This is a genomic window from Janthinobacterium sp. CG3, assembly GCF_000344615.1.
Classification (GTDB): Bacteria; Pseudomonadota; Gammaproteobacteria; order Burkholderiales; family Burkholderiaceae_D; genus Janthinobacterium.
Genome location: NZ_KB467824.1, coordinates 3,769,744 through 3,787,128, shown reverse-complemented (window position 1 = coordinate 3,787,128; position 17,385 = coordinate 3,769,744). Strand labels below are relative to the sequence as shown.

The window sequence follows — 17,385 nt, the reverse complement described above, 5'->3', positions numbered from 1 at the left end:
AGTCCGGCGCAAGCTGGACGACCCGGCGCGCAGCCGCATGCGCGGGTGGTGTGGCAGGGGCGCAGCCATCCTTGGCTGCCCCCCCTATGCCGATGCCGGTTCGCTTAGCCCGCCAGCTTTTGCTTCAGCAGCTCGGTCAGCTGGGCCGGGTTGGCCTTGCCTTTCGAGGCCTTCATGGCCTGGCCGATCAGCGCGTTGATGGCCGCTTCCTTGCCGGCGCGGTATTGCTCGACCGACTTGGCGTTGGCCGCCAGCACCTCGTCGACGATCGCCGCCAGCGCGCCGCTGTCGGAAATCTGCTTCAAGCCCTTGGCGTCGATGACCAGGTCGGCCAGGTTCTCGTCGGCCGACTTGGCTTGCCACATGCCGGCGAACACCTCCTTGGCCAGCTTGTTGGAGATGGTGCCGTCGGCGATGCGCGCCAGCAGCAGCGCCAGTTGCGCGCCCGACACCGGGGCGTCGACGATGTCGACGTTTTCCCGGTTCAGCGTCGAGGCGACGTCGCCCATCAGCCAGTTGGCCGCCGTCTTCGCCTGTTCCTTGCCGGCCTTGGCCAGCACCGCCTCGAAGAACGCCGCCATCGCCTGCGACTGCGTCAGCACCAGGCCGTCGTAGTCGGACAGGCCGTATTCCTTGGTGAAGCGGGCGCGCATCGCCTCCGGCAGTTCCGGCATGTCGGCCTGGACGCGGGCGATCCACTGCGGCGAGATGACCAGCGGCGGCAAGTCCGGGTCCGGGAAGTAGCGGTAGTCCTGGGCGTCTTCCTTGCTGCGCATCTGCCGGGTTTCCTTGCGGTCCGGATCGTACAGACGGGTGGCCTGCTCGACCTTGCCGCCGTCCTCGATCAGCTCGATCTGCCGCCGCACCTCGTAGTGCACCGCCTCTTCGATAAAGCGGAAGGAGTTCAAGTTCTTGATCTCGCAGCGGGTGCCGAATTCCTTCTGGCCGACCGGGCGCACCGAGACGTTGACGTCGCAGCGGAACGAGCCCTCCTGCATGTTGCCGTCGCACACGCCCAACCACATCACCAGCGAGTGCAGCGCCTTGGCGTAGGCTACCGCCTCGGCGGCGCTGCGCAGTTCCGGCTCGCTGACGATTTCCAGTAGCGGCGTGCCGGCGCGGTTCAGGTCGATGCCGGTCATGCCGTGGTAGTCCTCGTGCAGCGACTTGCCGGCGTCCTCCTCCAGGTGGGCGCGCGTCAGGTTGACGGTTTTGGTGACGAACTCGCCGTCCTTTTCAAAGCCGAAGGTCAGGCTGCCGCCTTGCACCACCGGGTCTTCGAACTGGCTGATCTGGTAGCCCTTCGGCGAATCCGGGTAAAAATAGTTCTTGCGCGCGAAGATGGAGGTCGGCGCGATGGTGGCGCCGACGGCCAGGCCGAAGCGGATCGCCCGCTCGACGGCGGTCTTGTTCATGACCGGCAGCACGCCCGGCAGCGCCAGGTCGACCGGGCTGGTCTGGGTGTTCGCCGCGGCGCCGAACTGGATCGGCGCGCCGCTGAAAATCTTGGACTGGGTGGTGAGCTGCACGTGGTTCTCAAGACCGATGACGACTTCCCATTGCATAGTGTTCTCGCTTTCTGTTGGCCCGCGGGGGGCCGAATTCGTTGATGCGTTATCGCTTAAACGCCGGCCGGCGCGCGCAGGTGCCAGTCGGTGGCCAACTGGTACTGGTGGGCGATATTCAGCAGCTTGGCTTCGGCGAAGTAGTTGCCGATGATTTGCAGCCCGACCGGGCGCGCGGCGTTCTTCTCGCCCTGGCCGAAGCCGCACGGAATCGACATGCCGGGCAGGCCGGCCAGGCTGGTCGACAGCGTGTAAATGTCGGCCAGGTAGTTGGCGACCGGGTCGTCGGTCTTGGCGCCCAGGTCCCAGGCCACGCTCGGCGCGACCGGTCCCATGATGACGTCGCAGGGCGCGTCGGGGCCGTTCAGCGCGGCGGCGAAGTCTTGCGCGATCAGGCGGCGGATTTTTTGCGCCTTCAGGTAGTAGGCGTCGTAGTAGCCGTGGCACAGCACGTAGGTGCCGACCATGATGCGGCGCTGCACTTCCGCGCCGAAACCCTCGGCGCGGCTCTTCTTGTACATGTCCTGCAAGTCCTTGTACTCGGCGGCGCGGTGGCCGTAGCGCACGCCGTCGAAGCGCGACAGGTTCGACGACGCCTCGGCCGGGGCGATGATGTAGTAGGCCGGGATCGACAGCGCGGTGTTCGGCAGCGAGATGTCGACCAGCGTGGCGCCCAGCGCCACGTATTGCGCCAGCGCGGCGCGCACGGCCTGCTCGACGTCAAACGCCAGGCCTTCGCCGAAGTATTCGCGCGGCACGCCGATGCGCAGGCCGGCCAGCGATTGGCCCAGGTCGCGCGCGTAGTCTTCCGCCACGCCGCCTTGCTCCGGCGTCAGGCTGGTCGAGTCGCGCTCGTCGAAGCCGGCCATGGCCGTCAGCAGCAGGGCGCAGTCCTCGGCGGTTTTGGCCATCGGCCCGCCCTGGTCGAGCGAGGAGGCGAAGGCGATCATGCCGAAGCGCGACACCCGTCCGTAGGTCGGCTTGATGCCGGTGACGCCGCAAAACGCCGCCGGCTGGCGGATCGAGCCGCCGGTGTCGGTGGCGGTGGCGGCCGGCGCCAGGCGCGCGGCGATGGCGGCGGCCGAGCCGCCCGAGGAGCCGCCCGGCACGGCCGTGCTGTCCCACGGGTTCTTGACGGCGCCGAAGGCCGAGTTCTCGTTGGCCGAGCCCATGGCGAATTCATCGCAGTTGAGCTTGCCCAGGGTGACCATGCCGGCGGCGTTGAATTTCTCGACGACGGTGGCGTTGAAGGGGCTGGTGTAGTTGCCCAGCATTTTGGAGCCGGCCGTCGAGCGCCAGTCGCGCGTGACGAAGATGTCCTTGTGGGCGATCGGCACGCCGGTCAGCGCGGTGGCGGTGCCGTCGGCCAGGCGGGCGTCGGCGGCGGCGGCCTGCGCCAGCGTGAGCGCGCGGTCGACGTGCAGGAAGGCGTTCAGCGCGCTGCCGTCGATGCGGTCGAGGAAGTGGGTCGCCAGTTCGGTGGCGGAAATCGCCTTGCTGTGCAGCAGCGTCGACAGCTCTTTGATGGTTTTTGTATGCATGGTGGTCAATTCAAGTCGGTTCGGCGGGGTGGGGCGCGCGCGGTTCGCCGGGTGCTTGGCGGTCGGCTGCTCGGGCGTTTACTCGATCACCTGCGGCACCAGGTACAAGCCGTCCTCGGTCTTCGGCGCGAGCGCCTGGTAGTCGTCGCGGCGGTTCGGCTCGTTGGCGACGTCCTCGCGCAGGCGCAGCGCGATATTGTCCATGTGCGCCGCCAGCGGGTGGCTCAACGGCGCCACGCCGGTGGTGTCGACCGCCTGCATTTGCTCGGCCAACGCGAAAATACCGTTCAGTTGGCCCAGCGCGGTGGCGGCCTGCTCGTCGCCCATTTCAAGTTGCGCCAGGTGGGCGATGCGTTTTACGTCGGATAGGGTCAGGGACATGGCGAAATGGCGCGGACGGGCCGCGCGGGTTTAAAGTTGGCGTATAGATAAAACGCGGGTATTTAGTGCTATTTTGCTCATAAAAGCGCGCCAATGGCGTGTATTTCGCGCCCGGCCGGGCCGCATTTTTAGGCGCTTTTTGAGTAAATCGCAATCAAATTATAAGGTAGAATGGCGGGTTAATGCGTTGTCGGCGCCGATTCACTGCTGCCGCAGCATAGAAAAGAGTGCGCCAGCGCCCCAGCAGCCTCCGATGGCGCCCGCATAGATACCCCCTACAACAGCTTTTGCGCAGCTCGATGCGCTACAGGACACTCATGTTTGGTTTTTTACGCAGGTATATTTCCACCGATCTGGCCATTGACTTGGGCACGGCCAACACCCTTATCTATGTGCGCGGCCTCGGTATTGTGCTGGACGAGCCATCGGTCGTGGCGATCCGCCAGGAAGGCGGCCCGAACGGCAAGAAAACCATCCAGGCGGTCGGCAAGGAAGCCAAGCAGATGCTGGGCAAGGTGCCCGGCAACATCGAGGCGATCCGGCCGATGAAGGACGGCGTGATCGCCGACTTCACCGTCACCGAACAAATGCTCAAGCAATTCATCCGCATGGTGCACGACTCGAAATTCTTCCGGCCCTCGCCGCGCATCATCATTTGCGTGCCGTGCGGTTCGACCCAGGTCGAGCGCCGCGCCATCCGCGAATCGGCGCTCGGCGCCGGCGCCTCGCAGGTGTACCTGATCGAAGAGCCGATGGCGGCGGCGATCGGCGCCGGCCTGCCGGTGTCGGAAGCGACCGGCTCGATGGTCGTCGACATCGGCGGCGGCACCACCGAGGTCGGCATCATCTCGCTCGGCGGCATGGTCTACAAGGGTTCGGTGCGCGTCGGCGGCGACAAGTTCGACGAGGCCATCGTCAACTACATCCGCCGCAACTACGGCATGCTGATCGGCGAGCAGACCGCCGAAGCCATCAAGAAGGCCATCGGTTCGGCCTTCCCCGGCTCGGAAGTGAAGGAAATGGAAGTCAAGGGCCGCAACCTGTCGGAGGGCATCCCGCGCTCGTTCACCATTTCCAGCAACGAGATCCTGGAAGCGCTGACCGACCCGCTCAACAACATCGTCTCGGCCGTCAAGAACGCGCTCGAGCAGACCCCGCCGGAACTCGGCGCCGACATCGCCGAAAAAGGCATGATGCTGACCGGCGGCGGCGCCCTGCTGCGCGACCTGGACCGCCTGCTGATGGAGGAAACCGGGCTGCCGGTGCTGGTCGCCGAGGACCCGCTCACCTGCGTGGTGCGCGGCTCCGGCATGGCGTTGGAGCGTATGGACAAGCTCGGTTCGATCTTCTCCTACGAATAATCGACACGATGGGCCGGAACACAGCGTTCCGGCCCATCGCAGTTTTGGCTGACTTTTTTGGCTGATTTGTTGGTCGAGAGTCGTCTCGTTGGCGTCTTTGCGCCGGATTATTGGAAGTCATGGAATACAGCCCTCCGCCCCTGTTCAAACAAGGTGCCTCCGCCAGGGTCAAGATGATGGTGTTCGCCTGCATCTCGATCGGCCTGTTGCTGGCCGATTCGCAGAAGTTCGCCCTGAACGCGCTGCGCCAGAGCGTGGGCACGCTGCTGTACCCGGCGCAGATGGCGGCGCTGGCGCCGCGCAACCTGGCTTACGGCGTCGGCAACTACTTCTCCTCGCTGTCGGCGCTGGAGACCGAGGTGCGCGAGCTGAAGCGCCAGCAGATCGTTGCCGCCCAGACCATGCAGCAAGCCCAGTTGAATATCATCGAGAACAACCATTTGCGCAGGCTGATGGAGGCGCGCGAGCACGTGCCGGTGAAGTCGATGATGGCCGAGATCCTGTACGACGCGCGCGACATGTACTCGCGCAAGATCGTGCTCGACCGCGGCAGCCAGCAGGGCGTCGAGTTGGGCTTCCCGGTGATCGACAACCTGGGCGTGGTCGGCCAGGTGACGCGGGTGTTCCCGTTCACCGCCGAGGTGACCTTGCTGACCGACAAGGCGCAGGCGATCCCGGTGCAGATTTTGCGCAGCGGCCTGCGCTCGGTGGCCTACGGCGGCGGCCAGTCGGGCCAGCTGGAGCTGCGCTACACCACCACCAACGCCGACATCGTGGTCGGCGACATCGTCGTCACGTCGGGCCTGGACGGGGTCTATCCGGCCGGGCTGGCGGTGGCGCGCGTGATGCTCGTCGAGAACAACGCCAACGGCGTCTTCGGCCGCGTGGTGTGCCAGCCGCTGGCCGGCATCGCCCGCAACACCCAGTTGCTGGTGCTGATGTCGACGCCGAACATCGCGCCGCGCCCGCCCGAGGAAGAGTTGAAAACCAGCAAGAAGCACGGCAAGATGGCGCCGATCAAGGATGCGCCGGCGGCGCCAACGCCCGCCGCCGCCGCCGCGCCGGCCAAAGACGCCGCCAAGGCGGGCGCCGCGCCCGCCGCCAGGCCGGCCGCGCCGGCCACCGTCCCGGGCGCCGCCGCCGCCAAGCCGAAGGAGGAAAGCCGATGAACCGCCCCCATTACATCCTGCTGCCGGTGAGTCCGATTTTCATCGGCTTCAGCCTGTTGTGCGCGTTTTTGCTGAACCTGCTGCCCTGGGGCGGCTTGATCGGCGTGCCGGACTTCGTCGCGCTGGTGCTGGTCTTCTGGGGCATCCACCAGCCGCGCCGGGTCGGCATCGGCATGGCCTTTTTCATGGGCCTGCTGATGGACGTGCACAACGCCAGCCGGCTCGGCGAGAACGCGCTGGCCTACACGCTGCTGTCGTATTTCGCCATCATGATGCACCGCCGGGTACTCTGGTTTCCCGTTATGACCCAGGCCTTCCACGTGCTGCCGCTGCTGCTGCTGACGCAGTCGATCCAGCTGCTGGTGCGCTTCCTGGGCACCGGCATGCTGCCGGGCTGGTCGTATTTCATAGAAAGCCCGGTCTCGGTGGCGCTGTGGCCGGTGGTCACGTGGATGCTGCTGGCGCCGCAGCGGCGCGCGGTGGACCGCGACCACACCCGGCCCATCTGAGGCGGCGCGCGGCCGGCCCGCCGCGCCGTTGCGCGCCGCCTTGGCGGCGTCCCCGACACTCCCCGATTTGCCCCGACATGCCCATGAGCAGACCCGATGACCGAGATTAAGAACACCGAACGCGAGCTGCATTTCTTCCGCCTGCGCCTGACCGCGCTGGTGGCGCTGGTGTTCATTTGCTTTTGCTGCCTGCTGGCGCGCTTCATCTGGTTGCAGGTGATCAAGCACAACGACTTCGCCGCCCAGGCCGAGGACAACCGCATCGCGCTGGTGCCGATCGTCCCCAACCGCGGCCTGATCCTCGACCGCAACGGCGTCATCCTGGCGCGCAACTACTCGGCCTACACGCTGGAGATCACGCCGTCCAAGCTGACCGCCAGCCTGGACGCGGTGATCGACGACCTGGCCAAGCTGGTGGCGATCGAGGTCAAGGACCGGCGCCGCTTCAAGAAGATGCTGGAGGAGTCGAAGAACTTCGCCAGCGTGCCGCTGCGCAGCCGCCTGAGCGACGAGGAGGTGGCGCGCTTCACCGCCCAGCGCTTCCGCTTCCCCGGCGTCGAGGTGCAGGCGCGCCTGTTCCGCCAGTATCCGCTGGGCGAGGTGGCCTCGCACGTGGTCGGCTTCATCGGCCGCATCAACCGCGGCGAGGCGAAGGCGATGGAGGAGTCCGACGACGCCGCCAACTACCGCGGCACCGACTACATCGGCAAGGAGGGCCTGGAGAAAAGCTACGAGAAGCAGTTGCACGGCACCACCGGCTACGAGGAGGTCGAGGTGTCGGCGCGCGGGCGCGCCATGCGCACGCTGTCGCGCAAGGCGGCGGTGCCGGGCAACAACCTGATCCTGTCGATCGACATCGAGCTGCAAAAAGTGGTCGAGGAGGCCTTCGGCGAGTGGCGCGGCGCGATGGTGGCGATCGAGCCGTCCACCGGCGACATCCTGGCCTACGTGTCGCGGCCCGGCTACGACCCGAACCTGTTCGTCGACGGCATCGACCAGCAGAGCTGGAACGAACTCAACACCTCGCTCGACCGGCCGATGGTGAACCGGCCGCTGTCGGGCACCTACGCGCCCGGCTCGACCTTCAAGCCCTTCATGGCGCTGGCCGCGCTGGAGCTGGGCAAGCGCACCCCAAGCCAGGCGATTTCCGACCCCGGCTTCATGTACCTGGGCGACCATAAGTTCCGCGACGACAAGGTGGGCGGCCACGGCACCGTCGACATGCACAAGTCCATCGTGGTTTCCTGCAACACCTATTACTACCAGCTGGGCAAGGACATGGGCATCGACCTGATCCATGACTTCATGAAACCGTTCGGCTTCGGCCAGCCGACCGGCATCGACCTGGAGAACGAGCGCGTCGGCGTGTTGCCGTCGACGGCGTGGAAACGCGGCCGCTTCAAGACCGTGGCGCAGCAGAAGTGGTTCCAGGGCGACACGATTTCGGTGAGCAACGGCTCCGGCTACAATTCCTATACGCCGCTGCAAATCGCCCACGCGGTGGCCAACCTGGCCAACGACGGCGTGGTGATGAAGCCGCATCTGGTGAAAATCGTCGAGGACGGCGCCACCCGCGCGCGCACCCTGACGGTGGCCAAGGAAAGCTACCGCATCCCGCTCAAGCAGGACAACATCGACACCATCAAGCGCGCCATGGTCGGCGTCACCAGCGAGGCCGGCGGCACCGCCGTGAAACCCTTCCTCGGCGCGCTCTACACGGTGGGCGGCAAGACCGGCACCGCGCAGGTGATCGCGATCAAGAAAAACGAGAAGTACAACGCCAAGCTGATCGCCGAGCGGCTGCGCGACAACGCGCTGTTTACCGCCTTCGCGCCGGCCGACAAGCCGCGCATCGCGCTGGCCATCGTGGTGGAAAACGGCGGCTTCGGCGCCACCACGGCGGTGCCGATCGCCCGCAAGGCGCTCGACTTCTATCTGCTGGGCAAGCGCTCGGACGAGAGGGACACCACCAAGGTGCCGAAAGAGGACGCCGAGGCGCTGCAGGCGGTCGAAGCGATCGAGGACGAGCAGGCCGCCAACGCCGAAGCGCGGCCGGCGCCGGCGCCCGCCGCGGCGCCGATCCGCCCGACGCTGACGCCGGGCGTGCCGGCGCCCGCGCCGAAACCGCCGGCCGCGCCGACGACGCCGGCGCCGGCGCCGCAGCCGGCGCCGGCCCGGCCCGCTAACAAACCATAAGGAAACGCTGCATGCGTATGAACGAGAGGCGCTCCCTGTGGCGCCGGGTGCGGCCCTATCTGGCGGTGTTCGACCCGTCGCTGACCTTGATCCTGATGTTGCTGATGTGTACCGGCCTGGTGGCGATGTACTCGGCCGGCATCGGCATTCCGGGCAAAATGGAAGACCAGTTCCGCAACATCGGCATGTGTTTCGCGATGATGTGGCTGGTCGCCAACCTCAGCCCGCAACTGATGATGCGCGTCGCGCTGCCGGTGTACGTGGTGGCGGTGGCGCTGCTGGTGGCGGTGGCGCTGTTCGGCACGATCAAGCTGGGCGCGCGCCGCTGGCTGCACGTCGGCATCGACATCCAGCCGTCCGAATTCATGAAAATCGCCATGCCGATGATGCTGGCCTGGTATTTCCAGCACAACGCCGGGGCGCTGCGCTGGCAATCCTTCCTGATCGCCGGCGTGCTGCTGGCGGTGCCGATCGGCCTGATCGCCAGGCAGCCCGACCTGGGCACGGCGATGCTGGTCGGCGCGGCCGGCTTCTACGTGATCTTCCTGGCCGGCCTGTCGTGGAAAATGCTGATCGGCATGGCGCTGGCCTTCCTGGCCAGCCTGCCGCTGGTGTGGTCGAACCTGCACGACTTCCAGCGCCAGCGCGTGATGACCTTCATCGACCCGCTGCAGGACCCGCTGGGCAGCGGCTTCCACATCATCCAGTCGGTCATCGCCATCGGTTCGGGCGGCCTGACCGGCAAGGGCTGGACCAACGGCACCCAGGCGCATCTGGAATTCATTCCGGAGCGCACCACCGACTTCATTTTCGCGGTTTACTCGGAAGAGTTCGGCCTGGCCGGCAACCTGCTGCTGATGCTGCTGTACCTGCTGCTGATCGGGCGCGGCCTGATGATCGCGGCCAACGCGGCCAACGTGTTCTCGCGCCTGCTGGCCGGCGCCGTCACGATGGTCTATTTTACTTACGCCTTCGTCAACATGGGCATGGTCAGCGGCATCCTGCCGGTGGTCGGCGTGCCGCTACCGTTCATGAGCTACGGCGGCACCGCCATGATGACGCTGGGACTTAACGCAGGGATACTAATGAGCATACAACGCCACCGTAAATTGGTGCAGACATGATGGGTCGGCGGTTGACGCCGGCGCGCGCCGGCGCCGCGCTGGCGGCGCTGCTGGCGCTGGCGCTGGGCGGCTGCGGCACCGCGCCGCGGCAGGGCGGGGCGACGCCGGCGACCGGCGCCAGGCCGCCGTCGTCGCGCGCCGAGCCGTCGCTGCCGGCGCTGCCGCCGGCCGGCTCCGGCCGCGGCGGCTACTACAAGGACGACGGCCCGGGCGAGAATCCGCCGCCCAACCTGGCCGACACGCCGGACGCCGAGGCGCGGGTCGAGCCGCCGCTGCCGCGGGCGAACCGGCCGTACGTGGTGTTCGGCAAGACCTACACGCCGGTCGCCGGCAACCGGCCGTTCAGCCAGCGCGGCACCGGCAGTTGGTACGGTAAGAAATTCCACGGCCAGCGCACCTCGTCGGGCGAACTGTACGACATGTACAAGATGACGGCGGCGCATCCGACGCTGCCGATTCCGTCGTACGTGCGACTGACCAGCGCCGGCAGCGGCAAGCAAGTGGTGGTGCGCATCAACGACCGCGGCCCCTTCCATTCCAGCCGCGTCATCGACGTCTCCTACACGGCGGCGCTGAAACTTGGCCTGCTGAGCAAAGGCAGCCACGAATTGCAGATCGACCTGCTGCTGCCGGACGAAATCGAACGCATCCGCGCCGCCGGCAAGCAAGCCGCCGCCGCGCCGGCGCCGTCGGCGGCGGTACTGGCGGCCGAGGAGGAGGTGTCGACCGAGGCGGTGGCGATGCCGGAAGCGACCCAGTCGCTGCTGCCGGTCGCGGCGGCGGCGGTTGAGGCGGCCGCGCCGGCCGCCGCGAAAGGCGGTTTTTATTTACAGATGGGGGCGTTCGGACGGCTCGAGAACGCCGAAGCGGCGCGGTTGCGCCTGCTACCCTACACCGCCACCTTGGGCACGCTCGACGTGGTGCAGTCGGGTACGGTGCATCGCCTGTACGGCGGTCCGTTTCCCAGCCGCCAGGCCGCGGTCCAGGCCGCGGAAGCGCTGCTGGGCGCCTTTGGCGTAAAGCCGATCGTCGTGCAGCGCTAACACCGGGGACAGACCACGATTTCCAGGAAATATTTCCCGGAAATCGTGGACTCGGCGTCCTCGTCTGCCCCCGGTTTCGCTTCCAGCCTAGCGGCAGCTGCGCATTTCCTGCTCGGGGAACTTGGCCCGGATTTGCTCCACGCGGCTGCGCGTGGCCCGGTCCAGGTCGCGGAATTGGAAGGCCTGCAGTTTGCCGTTGCTGTAGCGCGGGCCGACGCGGGCGCTGTGCACGCCCTGTTTGACGAGGCTGGCCAGCAGCGTTTGCGCGCCCGTTTCCTGCTTGAACACGCCCAGCGAAATCGCCCAGCGCATCGTGGTGCTGTCCGACATGATGAAGAAATTGTTCACGCCCAATTGCTTGAGTTCGTTGGCTTTCTTGTCGGCCGCCTCCTTGTTGGCTTGCGGCGGAATATACACGATGTAGCTGGAGATATCCTGGCCGGGCACGTTGCGGCGCGACTGCCGCTCGCCCAGTTCCAGCGCTTCGAGGGCGCTCTCGAAACGGCGCGCGTCGGCCGGCGCGAAATTGCCGACCTCGGTGCAGACGAACACTTCGAGCGGCTTCGGCGCCGGCTTGGCGGCGGAGGCGCCGGCGGTAGCGGTAGCGGCGGCCGTCGCGGTCGCCGCCGGCAGCAGGCTGATTTTGTCGCTGTTGAGCTGCCTGGCCAGACGCTCGGGTTCGTGCGCGTCGGCGTGGAAGCTGCCGAGGTAGCCGCGCCCCAGCGCGAACAGCCCGGCGTTCACGGCCAATAGCAGCCAAAAGAGCCATTTCACCACGACGCGTCCTCGGCGGCGGCCTGCAGGCCAATCAAGACGATGTTCTCGACGAAGCGGTACGGCAGCGACAGGCTGGGCGCGATGAACGGCGCGGCGCCGCCCGAGATCAGGCATGCCGCGGCGCCGTGGGCGGCGAAGGCGCGCTCGATGGCGCCGGCCTGCGCGGCCAGGCAGCCGCTCAGGATGGCGTCGTCGGTATTGTCGGCGAAACCGGCCGGCAGCGCGACGTCCTGGCCGATGTGCGGCAGTTGCGCGGTATGGCGCGCCAGCGCGCTGGCCATCAACCCCAGCCCCGGCAGGATCATGCCGCCGAGGAAGCGGCCGTCGGCCGTGATCGCGTCGATGGTGGTGGCGGTGCCGCAATTGGCGACGATGATGGCCCGGCCGGGCGCCAGCGCGCGCGCGCCGATGGCGGCGGCGAAGCGGTCGCAGCCCAGTTGGGCCGGGTTGCGGTAGCCGTTGCGCAGGCCGGCCAGTTGCGGCACGGAGGCGAACCAGCGCGCCGCGTGCGGCGCCAGTTCCGCCGGCAACGCCCGTTCCAGGCCGGCGCGCAGCGCGGCGCCGGCGACGTTGGCCAGCAGCGCGCCGCGCAGCGGCCGCCCGGCCAGCGCCGCGCGCCACGCCTGCGGCAAGCCGGCCAGGCCGGCGTGCGGTACCGCGCCCCAGGCCAGCCAGGCGCCCAGGGCGGCGCCCGGCTCGGCCAGCGCCCATTTTATTCTGGTGTTACCCGCGTCAATCAATAGCATCATGGTTTTATTCTTCCGCTGAGCGCAACGATACGTCGCCCGACAAGACCGCGACCCGGCCCTGCGGCGTGTCGAGCAGCAGGCGGCCGCTGTCGTCGACGCCGCGGGCGACGCCCCGGTGCAGCACCTGGCCACGGTCGAGGATCTTGACGTCCCGCCCGTGGTGCGCGTGCAGCCGGTTCCAGCGCTCGCTAAAGGCGGCGAAGCCGGTGTCGTCGAACTCGGCCAGCGTCGCCGCCAACCGGTTCAGCAACTGCGCCATCAAGTCGTTGCGGTCCATTTGCGCCAGCCACGGCGCGGCGGCGACGCCGCGGCCGATCTGGCTTTCGAGCCGGTCCGGCATCAGCAGGTTCAAGCCGACCCCGACCACGGCCCACACCGCGCCGTCGGCGCCGGCCAGGGTTTCAACCAGGATGCCGGCCAGCTTGCCGTCGTCCTTGATCAAGTCGTTCGGCCATTTCAGGCGAACCGGCACGCTCAGCGCGGTCAGCGTTTCGGCCAGCGCGACGCCGACCGCCAGCGGCAGGCCGACCAGTTGCTGCAGCGGCCCCTTGAAGCGCCATGCCAGCGAAAACATCAGCGTGGCGCCCGGCTCGCTGAGCCAGGCGCGCCCGGCGCGCCCGCGCCCGGCGCTCTGCTGCAGCGCGATCAGCAGCGTCGGGCCGGGCAGGGCGGCGGCGCGCGCCAGCAGGTCGGCGTTGCTGGAGCCGGTTTCGGCCACCACCTCGATCGCCACGTGGGCGGCGCTGGCGGCGCAGCGCGCGTGGACGGCGGCGCCGCTGATGCCGGTGTTGGCGGTGGCGTTGACGACTGCGCTCATGGCAGGCGGCGCGCTTTGTGCGGCGCCTTCGCAAACGCCAGGTCGTAGAGCGGATTGGGCAGCATGCGCAGCAGCTTGGCCACCAGCCCCATCTGCCACGGGATCACGCGGTAGCTGGCGCCGGCGGCGATGGCGGCGACGGCCTTGGCGGCGAAGGTCGCGGCCGGCATCAGGAAGGGCATCGGGTAGGCGTTATGCTCGGTCATCGGCGTGTCGATGTAGCCGGGCGTGATCGTGACGACGCGGATGCCGTACGGCTTGAGCTCGAGCCGCAGCGATTCGCAGTAGCTCATCAAGGCCGCCTTCGAGGCGCTGTAGGCCTCGGCGCCGGGCAGGCCGCGGATGCCGGCGACGCTGCCGATGCCGACCAGGCGCGCCGGCGTGGCCTGCGCTTTCATGGTGGCGATGAAGGGCGCGAAGGTGGCCACGGTGGCGGTGACGTTGACCGCCATGATGGTCGCGAACGCGGCCAGGTCTTCCGGGTGTTCGGTGAGCGTGCCGAAGGACACGCCGGCGCAGGCCAGCACCGCGTCGACGCCGCCGGCGTGGCCGATGAAGTCGACGGCGGCGGCGCCCAGCGCGGCGTGGTCGGTGACGTCAACCGGGTAGGCGCGGTGCAGTTGCGGGTTGGGCAGGGTGGCGATCAGCGCGGCGAGCGCGTCGCCGCGGCGGGCCAGCAGGCCGAGCGTCGCGCCCTGCCGGGCGTAGCGCAGCGCCAGGGCCGCGCCCAAGCCGCTCGACGCGCCGGTGATGAAAACCCGCGTCATCGGCTGCTGCATGCTTATTTCTTTTCCGCTTTCGCTTTCGCGACCAGATGGTCCATCACGGCCAAACCCTGGCTGTTCAACTGCTCTTCGTTCTGCGCCGATTTCGAGCCTTCGTTGGCCATCGAAGGCGAGGTGGTGAAGCGGCCGTCGATGCCGATCATCGGCCAGGAATCGACCTTGAAGGCGCCCATCATCGCGTTGGCCTGGCGCACCCGCGCGGCCACGCCGAAGGAGCGGTAGGCGTCGCTGAACTTGGCGCGGTCGATACCCTGCTTTTCAACGAAGCTGAAGACCGCCTCGTCGCTGTTGAGGCGGTTGCGTTCGACGTGCATGGCCTGGAACACCTTGCTGTGCAACTGCTCGACCAGACCCATCGCCTCGAGCGTGAAGAACAGGCGCTGCTGCGGCGCCACGCTCTCGTCGCGCTGCACGTGGACGCGCTTGAAGACGATGTTGTCGCCCTGTTTCTTGACCCAGGCGGCCAGCGCCGGTTCGAGCACGTTGCAATGCGGGCAGTAATAGGCGAAGAATTCGACGACCTCGATTTTTTTGCCGGCGGGCGTCGCCTGCGCGACCGGCAGGGTCTGGTACTCGACGCCGTTTTTCGGATCGGCCGGCGAGGCCTGGGCGGCCATGGCCGCGCCGCACAAGGTCGCCGCAAACAGTACTTTTTTGAGCAAACGCATAAGACTCCCTGGTTATTTCTGGTTGCGCACGACGGCGACGTCGACGCCGTTTTCGGATAATTTGGTGCGGGCCCGGTTCATCGACTCGACCTGGGTGTACGGACCCATGCGGACGCGGTGCAGCACGCCGTTGTCGGTGTTGCGGTCGGTGATGGCGGCCTCGAAGCCGAGCAGGGCCAGCTTGGCGCGCGCGCTCTCGGCGTCGACGGTTTCGCGGAACGCGCCAACCTGCAGGTAGTAGATCCATTTTTCCTCGGCCGCGTCGGCCTTGGGCGGCGCCTTGGCCTCGGGTTCCTTGCTGAAGCCGGCGATGACCTGTTGCAGCGGATCGGCCGGCGGCGCTTTCGGCGCCGGCTTCGGCTCGGGCGCGGCCTTCGGCTCCGGCGCCGGCTTCGGTTCGGCCGCAACCTTCGGCTCGGCCGGCGCTTTCGGCTCCTTGTCGAAATCCTTGGCCGCCTCGCGCGCCGCCTCCTTGTTGCCGTACATCGGCTTGTTCGGATCGCTGGCCTGGCCGGCGGTCGGCTCGCTCTTGCCGTTCCTGGCCTTGTCGGTGAACGGCGTCGAACCCTTGGTGATCACCAGCGCGACGACCACGGCGATGACCAGGCCGACGACCAGGCCGATGATGATGCCAACGAGGGTGTTGCCGCGCTGGCGGCGCGGCAGGCTGGAAATGCGCTGCTTGCGCGGCGGGCTGGAGCGGGCGGCGGAAGCGTTCATGCGTCCGGGCTTTCCAGGCTTTCGCGCACCATCTTGTCGGGCGCCGACACGCCGATCAGGGCCAGGCCGTTGCGCAGCACCTGGCGCGTGGCGACCATCAGGGCCAGGCGCGCCAGCTTGAGCGGCTCGTCGTCGACCAGCACGCGCTCGGCGAAGTAGAAGCTGTGCAGGTTGGCGGCCAGTTCGCGCAGGTAGAACGCGACCTGGTGCGGGCCCAGTTCGTTCTGGGCGCGCGCCAGCACCTCCGGATAGGCCGCCAGCGCCGCCAGCAGCGTGGCCTCGGTCGGCGCCGTCAGCGGCGCCAGGTCGACGCCGGCCAGCGTGGCCTCGTCGCCGTGCCACTGCTCCAGCATGCGGCAGATGCGCGCGTGCGCGTAATGCACATAAAACACCGGGTTCTCGTCCGAGCTTTTCAGCGCGACGTCGACGTCGAAGACGAATTCGGTGTCGGCCTTGCGCGAAATAAGGAAAAAGCGCACCGCGTCGCGGCCCTTGGCGATATCGCCGGCGCCGGACCATTCGATCAGGTCGCGTACCGTGACGTAGGAACCGGCGCGCTTGGAGATCTTGACCTCCTCGCCGTTCTTCATCACCGTCACCATCTTGTGCAGCACGTAGTCCGGGTAACCCTTCGGAATGCCCATGTCGACCGCCTGCAGGCCGGCGCGCACGCGCGCGATGGTGCCGTGGTGGTCGCTGCCCTGGATGTTGATGGCCTGGGTGAAGCCGCGCTGCCACTTGACGACGTGGTAGGCGACGTCCGGCACGAAATAGGTGAAGCTGCCGTCGGTCTTGCGCATCACGCGGTCCTTGTCGTCGCCGTAGTCGGTGGTGCGCAGCCACAGCGCGCCGCCGTCCTCGTAGGTCTTGCCGGACTTGACCAGCGCGTCGACGGTGGACTCGACCTTGTTATCGCTGTACAGCGACGATTCGAGGTAGTAATTGTCGAACTTGACGCCGAAGGCCTGCAAATCGATGTCCTGCTCGTTGCGCAGATAGGTGACGGCGAAGGCGCGGATGGAATCGATGTCCTCGACGTCGGCGCTGGCGGTGACGGGCGCGCCGTCGCTGGCCGCGACCGTTTTACCGGCGAGGAAATCGCCGGCGATGTCGGCGATATAGTCGCCGTTGTAGGCCGACTCGGGCCAGGCGGCGTCGCCCGGCTTGTGGCCGCGCAGGCGCGCCTGCACCGAATTGGCCAGCGTCTGGATCTGCACGCCGGCGTCGTTGTAATAAAACTCGCGCGTGACGGCATAGCCCTGCGAGCCGAACAGCGAGGCCAGCGCGTCGCCGAGGGCGCCCTGGCGGCCGTGGCCGACGTGCAGCGGGCCGGTCGGGTTGGCCGAGACGAATTCGATGACGACCTGCTTGCCGGCGCCGGCGGTGCTCTGGCCATACGCGGCGCCCTGTTGCAGCACGGCCGAGACGACGGCCTGCTTGGCGGCGGCGGCCACGCGCAGATTGATGAAGCCGGGGCCGGCGATATCGGCCGACTCGATCAAACCCTTGCCGGCCGGATCGGCCAGCAGCGCCGCGACGATGGTCTGGGCCAGCTCGCGCGGATTCAACTTCAACTGCTTGGCCAGCTGCATCGCGATATTGCAGGCGACGTCGCCGTGCGAGGCGTCGCGCGGTCGCTCCAACACCACCGACGGCGTCAGCGCAGTGCCGGCCAGGACGGGAACGAGAGCGGCCTGGAACAGGGCGATGATTTCTTGTTTTTGTTGAGCGAGCATGAGCGTGGTGGCGGCGGGGCCGCGCTAAATAAACAACCGAAGGCAAAAAGGACGGCGCCAGGCGCCGGCCAAACAGCAGTAATTATACTGGTTTGGCGCCGCCAGCAATACGAGCGGTGCGGCAACCCCGGGCCGGCGCGGGCGCCGGTGTGGAGGCGGGCCGGCTTGCGCTTGCGCAAAGGGGCGCCATATGGCGGTTTTCACAACGCTTTTGCGGGCCGTAAAGCAATCGCTTAGGTGAAGC

At 67.5% G+C, this 17,385-nt stretch carries 16 protein-coding genes; 6 read left to right on the top strand and 10 right to left on the bottom strand.

Annotated features, from left to right (window positions below; genetic code table 11):
• Window positions 1-104: 104 nt before the first annotated feature.
• The 3 genes from gatB to gatC form a co-directional block, all read right to left on the bottom strand.
• Window positions 105-1,565 carry an Asp-tRNA(Asn)/Glu-tRNA(Gln) amidotransferase subunit GatB gene (gene gatB / locus JANGC3_RS0116680; protein ID WP_017877633.1) on the bottom strand — a complete coding sequence of 487 codons (1,461 nt, stop codon included), beginning with the start codon at window positions 1,563-1,565 and terminating at the stop codon, window positions 105-107.
• A 56-nt stretch (window positions 1,566-1,621) separates the two neighbouring features.
• The gene (gene gatA / locus JANGC3_RS0116675; RefSeq protein WP_017877632.1) at window positions 1,622-3,106 is read right to left on the bottom strand and encodes an Asp-tRNA(Asn)/Glu-tRNA(Gln) amidotransferase subunit GatA; all 1,485 of its coding nucleotides are present in this window, start codon (window positions 3,104-3,106) and stop codon (window positions 1,622-1,624) included.
• A gap of 78 nt (window positions 3,107-3,184) precedes the next feature.
• The gene (gatC, locus tag JANGC3_RS0116670) at window positions 3,185-3,487 is read right to left on the bottom strand and encodes an Asp-tRNA(Asn)/Glu-tRNA(Gln) amidotransferase subunit GatC (RefSeq protein ID WP_017877631.1); all 303 of its coding nucleotides are present in this window, start codon (window positions 3,485-3,487) and stop codon (window positions 3,185-3,187) included.
• 317 nt (window positions 3,488-3,804) lie between these two features.
• On the opposite strand from gatC, the gene JANGC3_RS0116665 reads away from it, so the two are divergent.
• The 6 genes from JANGC3_RS0116665 (at window position 3,805) to JANGC3_RS0116640 (ending at window position 10,889) form a co-directional block, all read left to right on the top strand.
• A complete protein-coding gene (locus JANGC3_RS0116665; protein ID WP_010393186.1) occupies window positions 3,805-4,848 on the top strand; it encodes a rod shape-determining protein in 1,044 nt (347 codons plus the stop codon).
• Between the two features lie 119 nt (window positions 4,849-4,967).
• Window positions 4,968-6,017 (top strand): rod shape-determining protein MreC, encoded by a 1,050-nt coding sequence (gene mreC / locus JANGC3_RS0116660; RefSeq protein ID WP_035788764.1) that lies wholly within the window; start codon window positions 4,968-4,970, stop codon window positions 6,015-6,017.
• Window positions 6,014-6,526 carry a rod shape-determining protein MreD gene (gene mreD / locus JANGC3_RS0116655; RefSeq protein WP_017877629.1) on the top strand — a complete coding sequence of 171 codons (513 nt, stop codon included), beginning with the start codon at window positions 6,014-6,016 and terminating at the stop codon, window positions 6,524-6,526. Before mreC ends, mreD begins: the two co-directional genes overlap by 4 nt.
• Window positions 6,527-6,622: 96 nt before the next feature.
• Window positions 6,623-8,722, top strand: a complete 2,100-nt coding sequence (gene mrdA / locus JANGC3_RS0116650) for a penicillin-binding protein 2 (RefSeq protein ID WP_017877628.1) — start codon at window positions 6,623-6,625, stop codon at window positions 8,720-8,722.
• An 11-nt stretch (window positions 8,723-8,733) separates the two neighbouring features.
• Window positions 8,734-9,846: a rod shape-determining protein RodA gene (gene rodA, locus JANGC3_RS0116645; protein ID WP_026133092.1), complete on the top strand. Its 1,113-nt coding sequence runs from the start codon at window positions 8,734-8,736 to the stop codon at window positions 9,844-9,846.
• A complete protein-coding gene (locus JANGC3_RS0116640) occupies window positions 9,843-10,889 on the top strand; it encodes a septal ring lytic transglycosylase RlpA family protein (RefSeq protein WP_026133091.1) in 1,047 nt (348 codons plus the stop codon). The genes rodA and JANGC3_RS0116640 overlap by 4 nt, the downstream gene beginning before the upstream one ends.
• An 87-nt stretch (window positions 10,890-10,976) precedes the next feature.
• Here the strand turns inward: JANGC3_RS0116640 and JANGC3_RS0116635 are convergent, their stop codons facing one another.
• From JANGC3_RS0116635 to argS, 7 genes are read right to left on the bottom strand one after another with little or no spacing between them, the layout of a single operon-like run.
• Complete coding sequence (locus JANGC3_RS0116635) at window positions 10,977-11,663, bottom strand: SPOR domain-containing protein (RefSeq protein ID WP_232429723.1); 687 nt, start codon at window positions 11,661-11,663, stop codon at window positions 10,977-10,979.
• Window positions 11,660-12,415, bottom strand: a complete 756-nt coding sequence (locus tag JANGC3_RS0116630; protein WP_017877624.1) for a type III pantothenate kinase — start codon at window positions 12,413-12,415, stop codon at window positions 11,660-11,662. The genes JANGC3_RS0116635 and JANGC3_RS0116630 overlap by 4 nt, the downstream gene beginning before the upstream one ends.
• Before the next feature lie 4 nt (window positions 12,416-12,419).
• Window positions 12,420-13,232, bottom strand: coding sequence for a biotin--[acetyl-CoA-carboxylase] ligase (locus tag JANGC3_RS0116625; protein ID WP_017877623.1), 813 nt, complete (start codon window positions 13,230-13,232; stop codon window positions 12,420-12,422).
• Complete coding sequence (locus JANGC3_RS0116620; protein ID WP_017877622.1) at window positions 13,229-14,011, bottom strand: SDR family oxidoreductase; 783 nt, start codon at window positions 14,009-14,011, stop codon at window positions 13,229-13,231. Before JANGC3_RS0116620 ends, JANGC3_RS0116625 begins: the two co-directional genes overlap by 4 nt.
• Before the next feature lie 2 nt (window positions 14,012-14,013).
• Window positions 14,014-14,685 carry a thiol:disulfide interchange protein DsbA/DsbL gene (locus tag JANGC3_RS0116615; protein WP_017877621.1) on the bottom strand — a complete coding sequence of 224 codons (672 nt, stop codon included), beginning with the start codon at window positions 14,683-14,685 and terminating at the stop codon, window positions 14,014-14,016.
• Window positions 14,686-14,697: 12 nt separating this feature from the next.
• Window positions 14,698-15,405, bottom strand: coding sequence for an SPOR domain-containing protein (locus JANGC3_RS0116610; RefSeq protein WP_017877620.1), 708 nt, complete (start codon window positions 15,403-15,405; stop codon window positions 14,698-14,700).
• Window positions 15,402-17,141, bottom strand: coding sequence for an arginine--tRNA ligase (gene argS, locus JANGC3_RS0116605; protein ID WP_017877619.1), 1,740 nt, complete (start codon window positions 17,139-17,141; stop codon window positions 15,402-15,404). The genes JANGC3_RS0116610 and argS overlap by 4 nt, the downstream gene beginning before the upstream one ends.
• Window positions 17,142-17,385 lie beyond the last annotated feature (244 nt).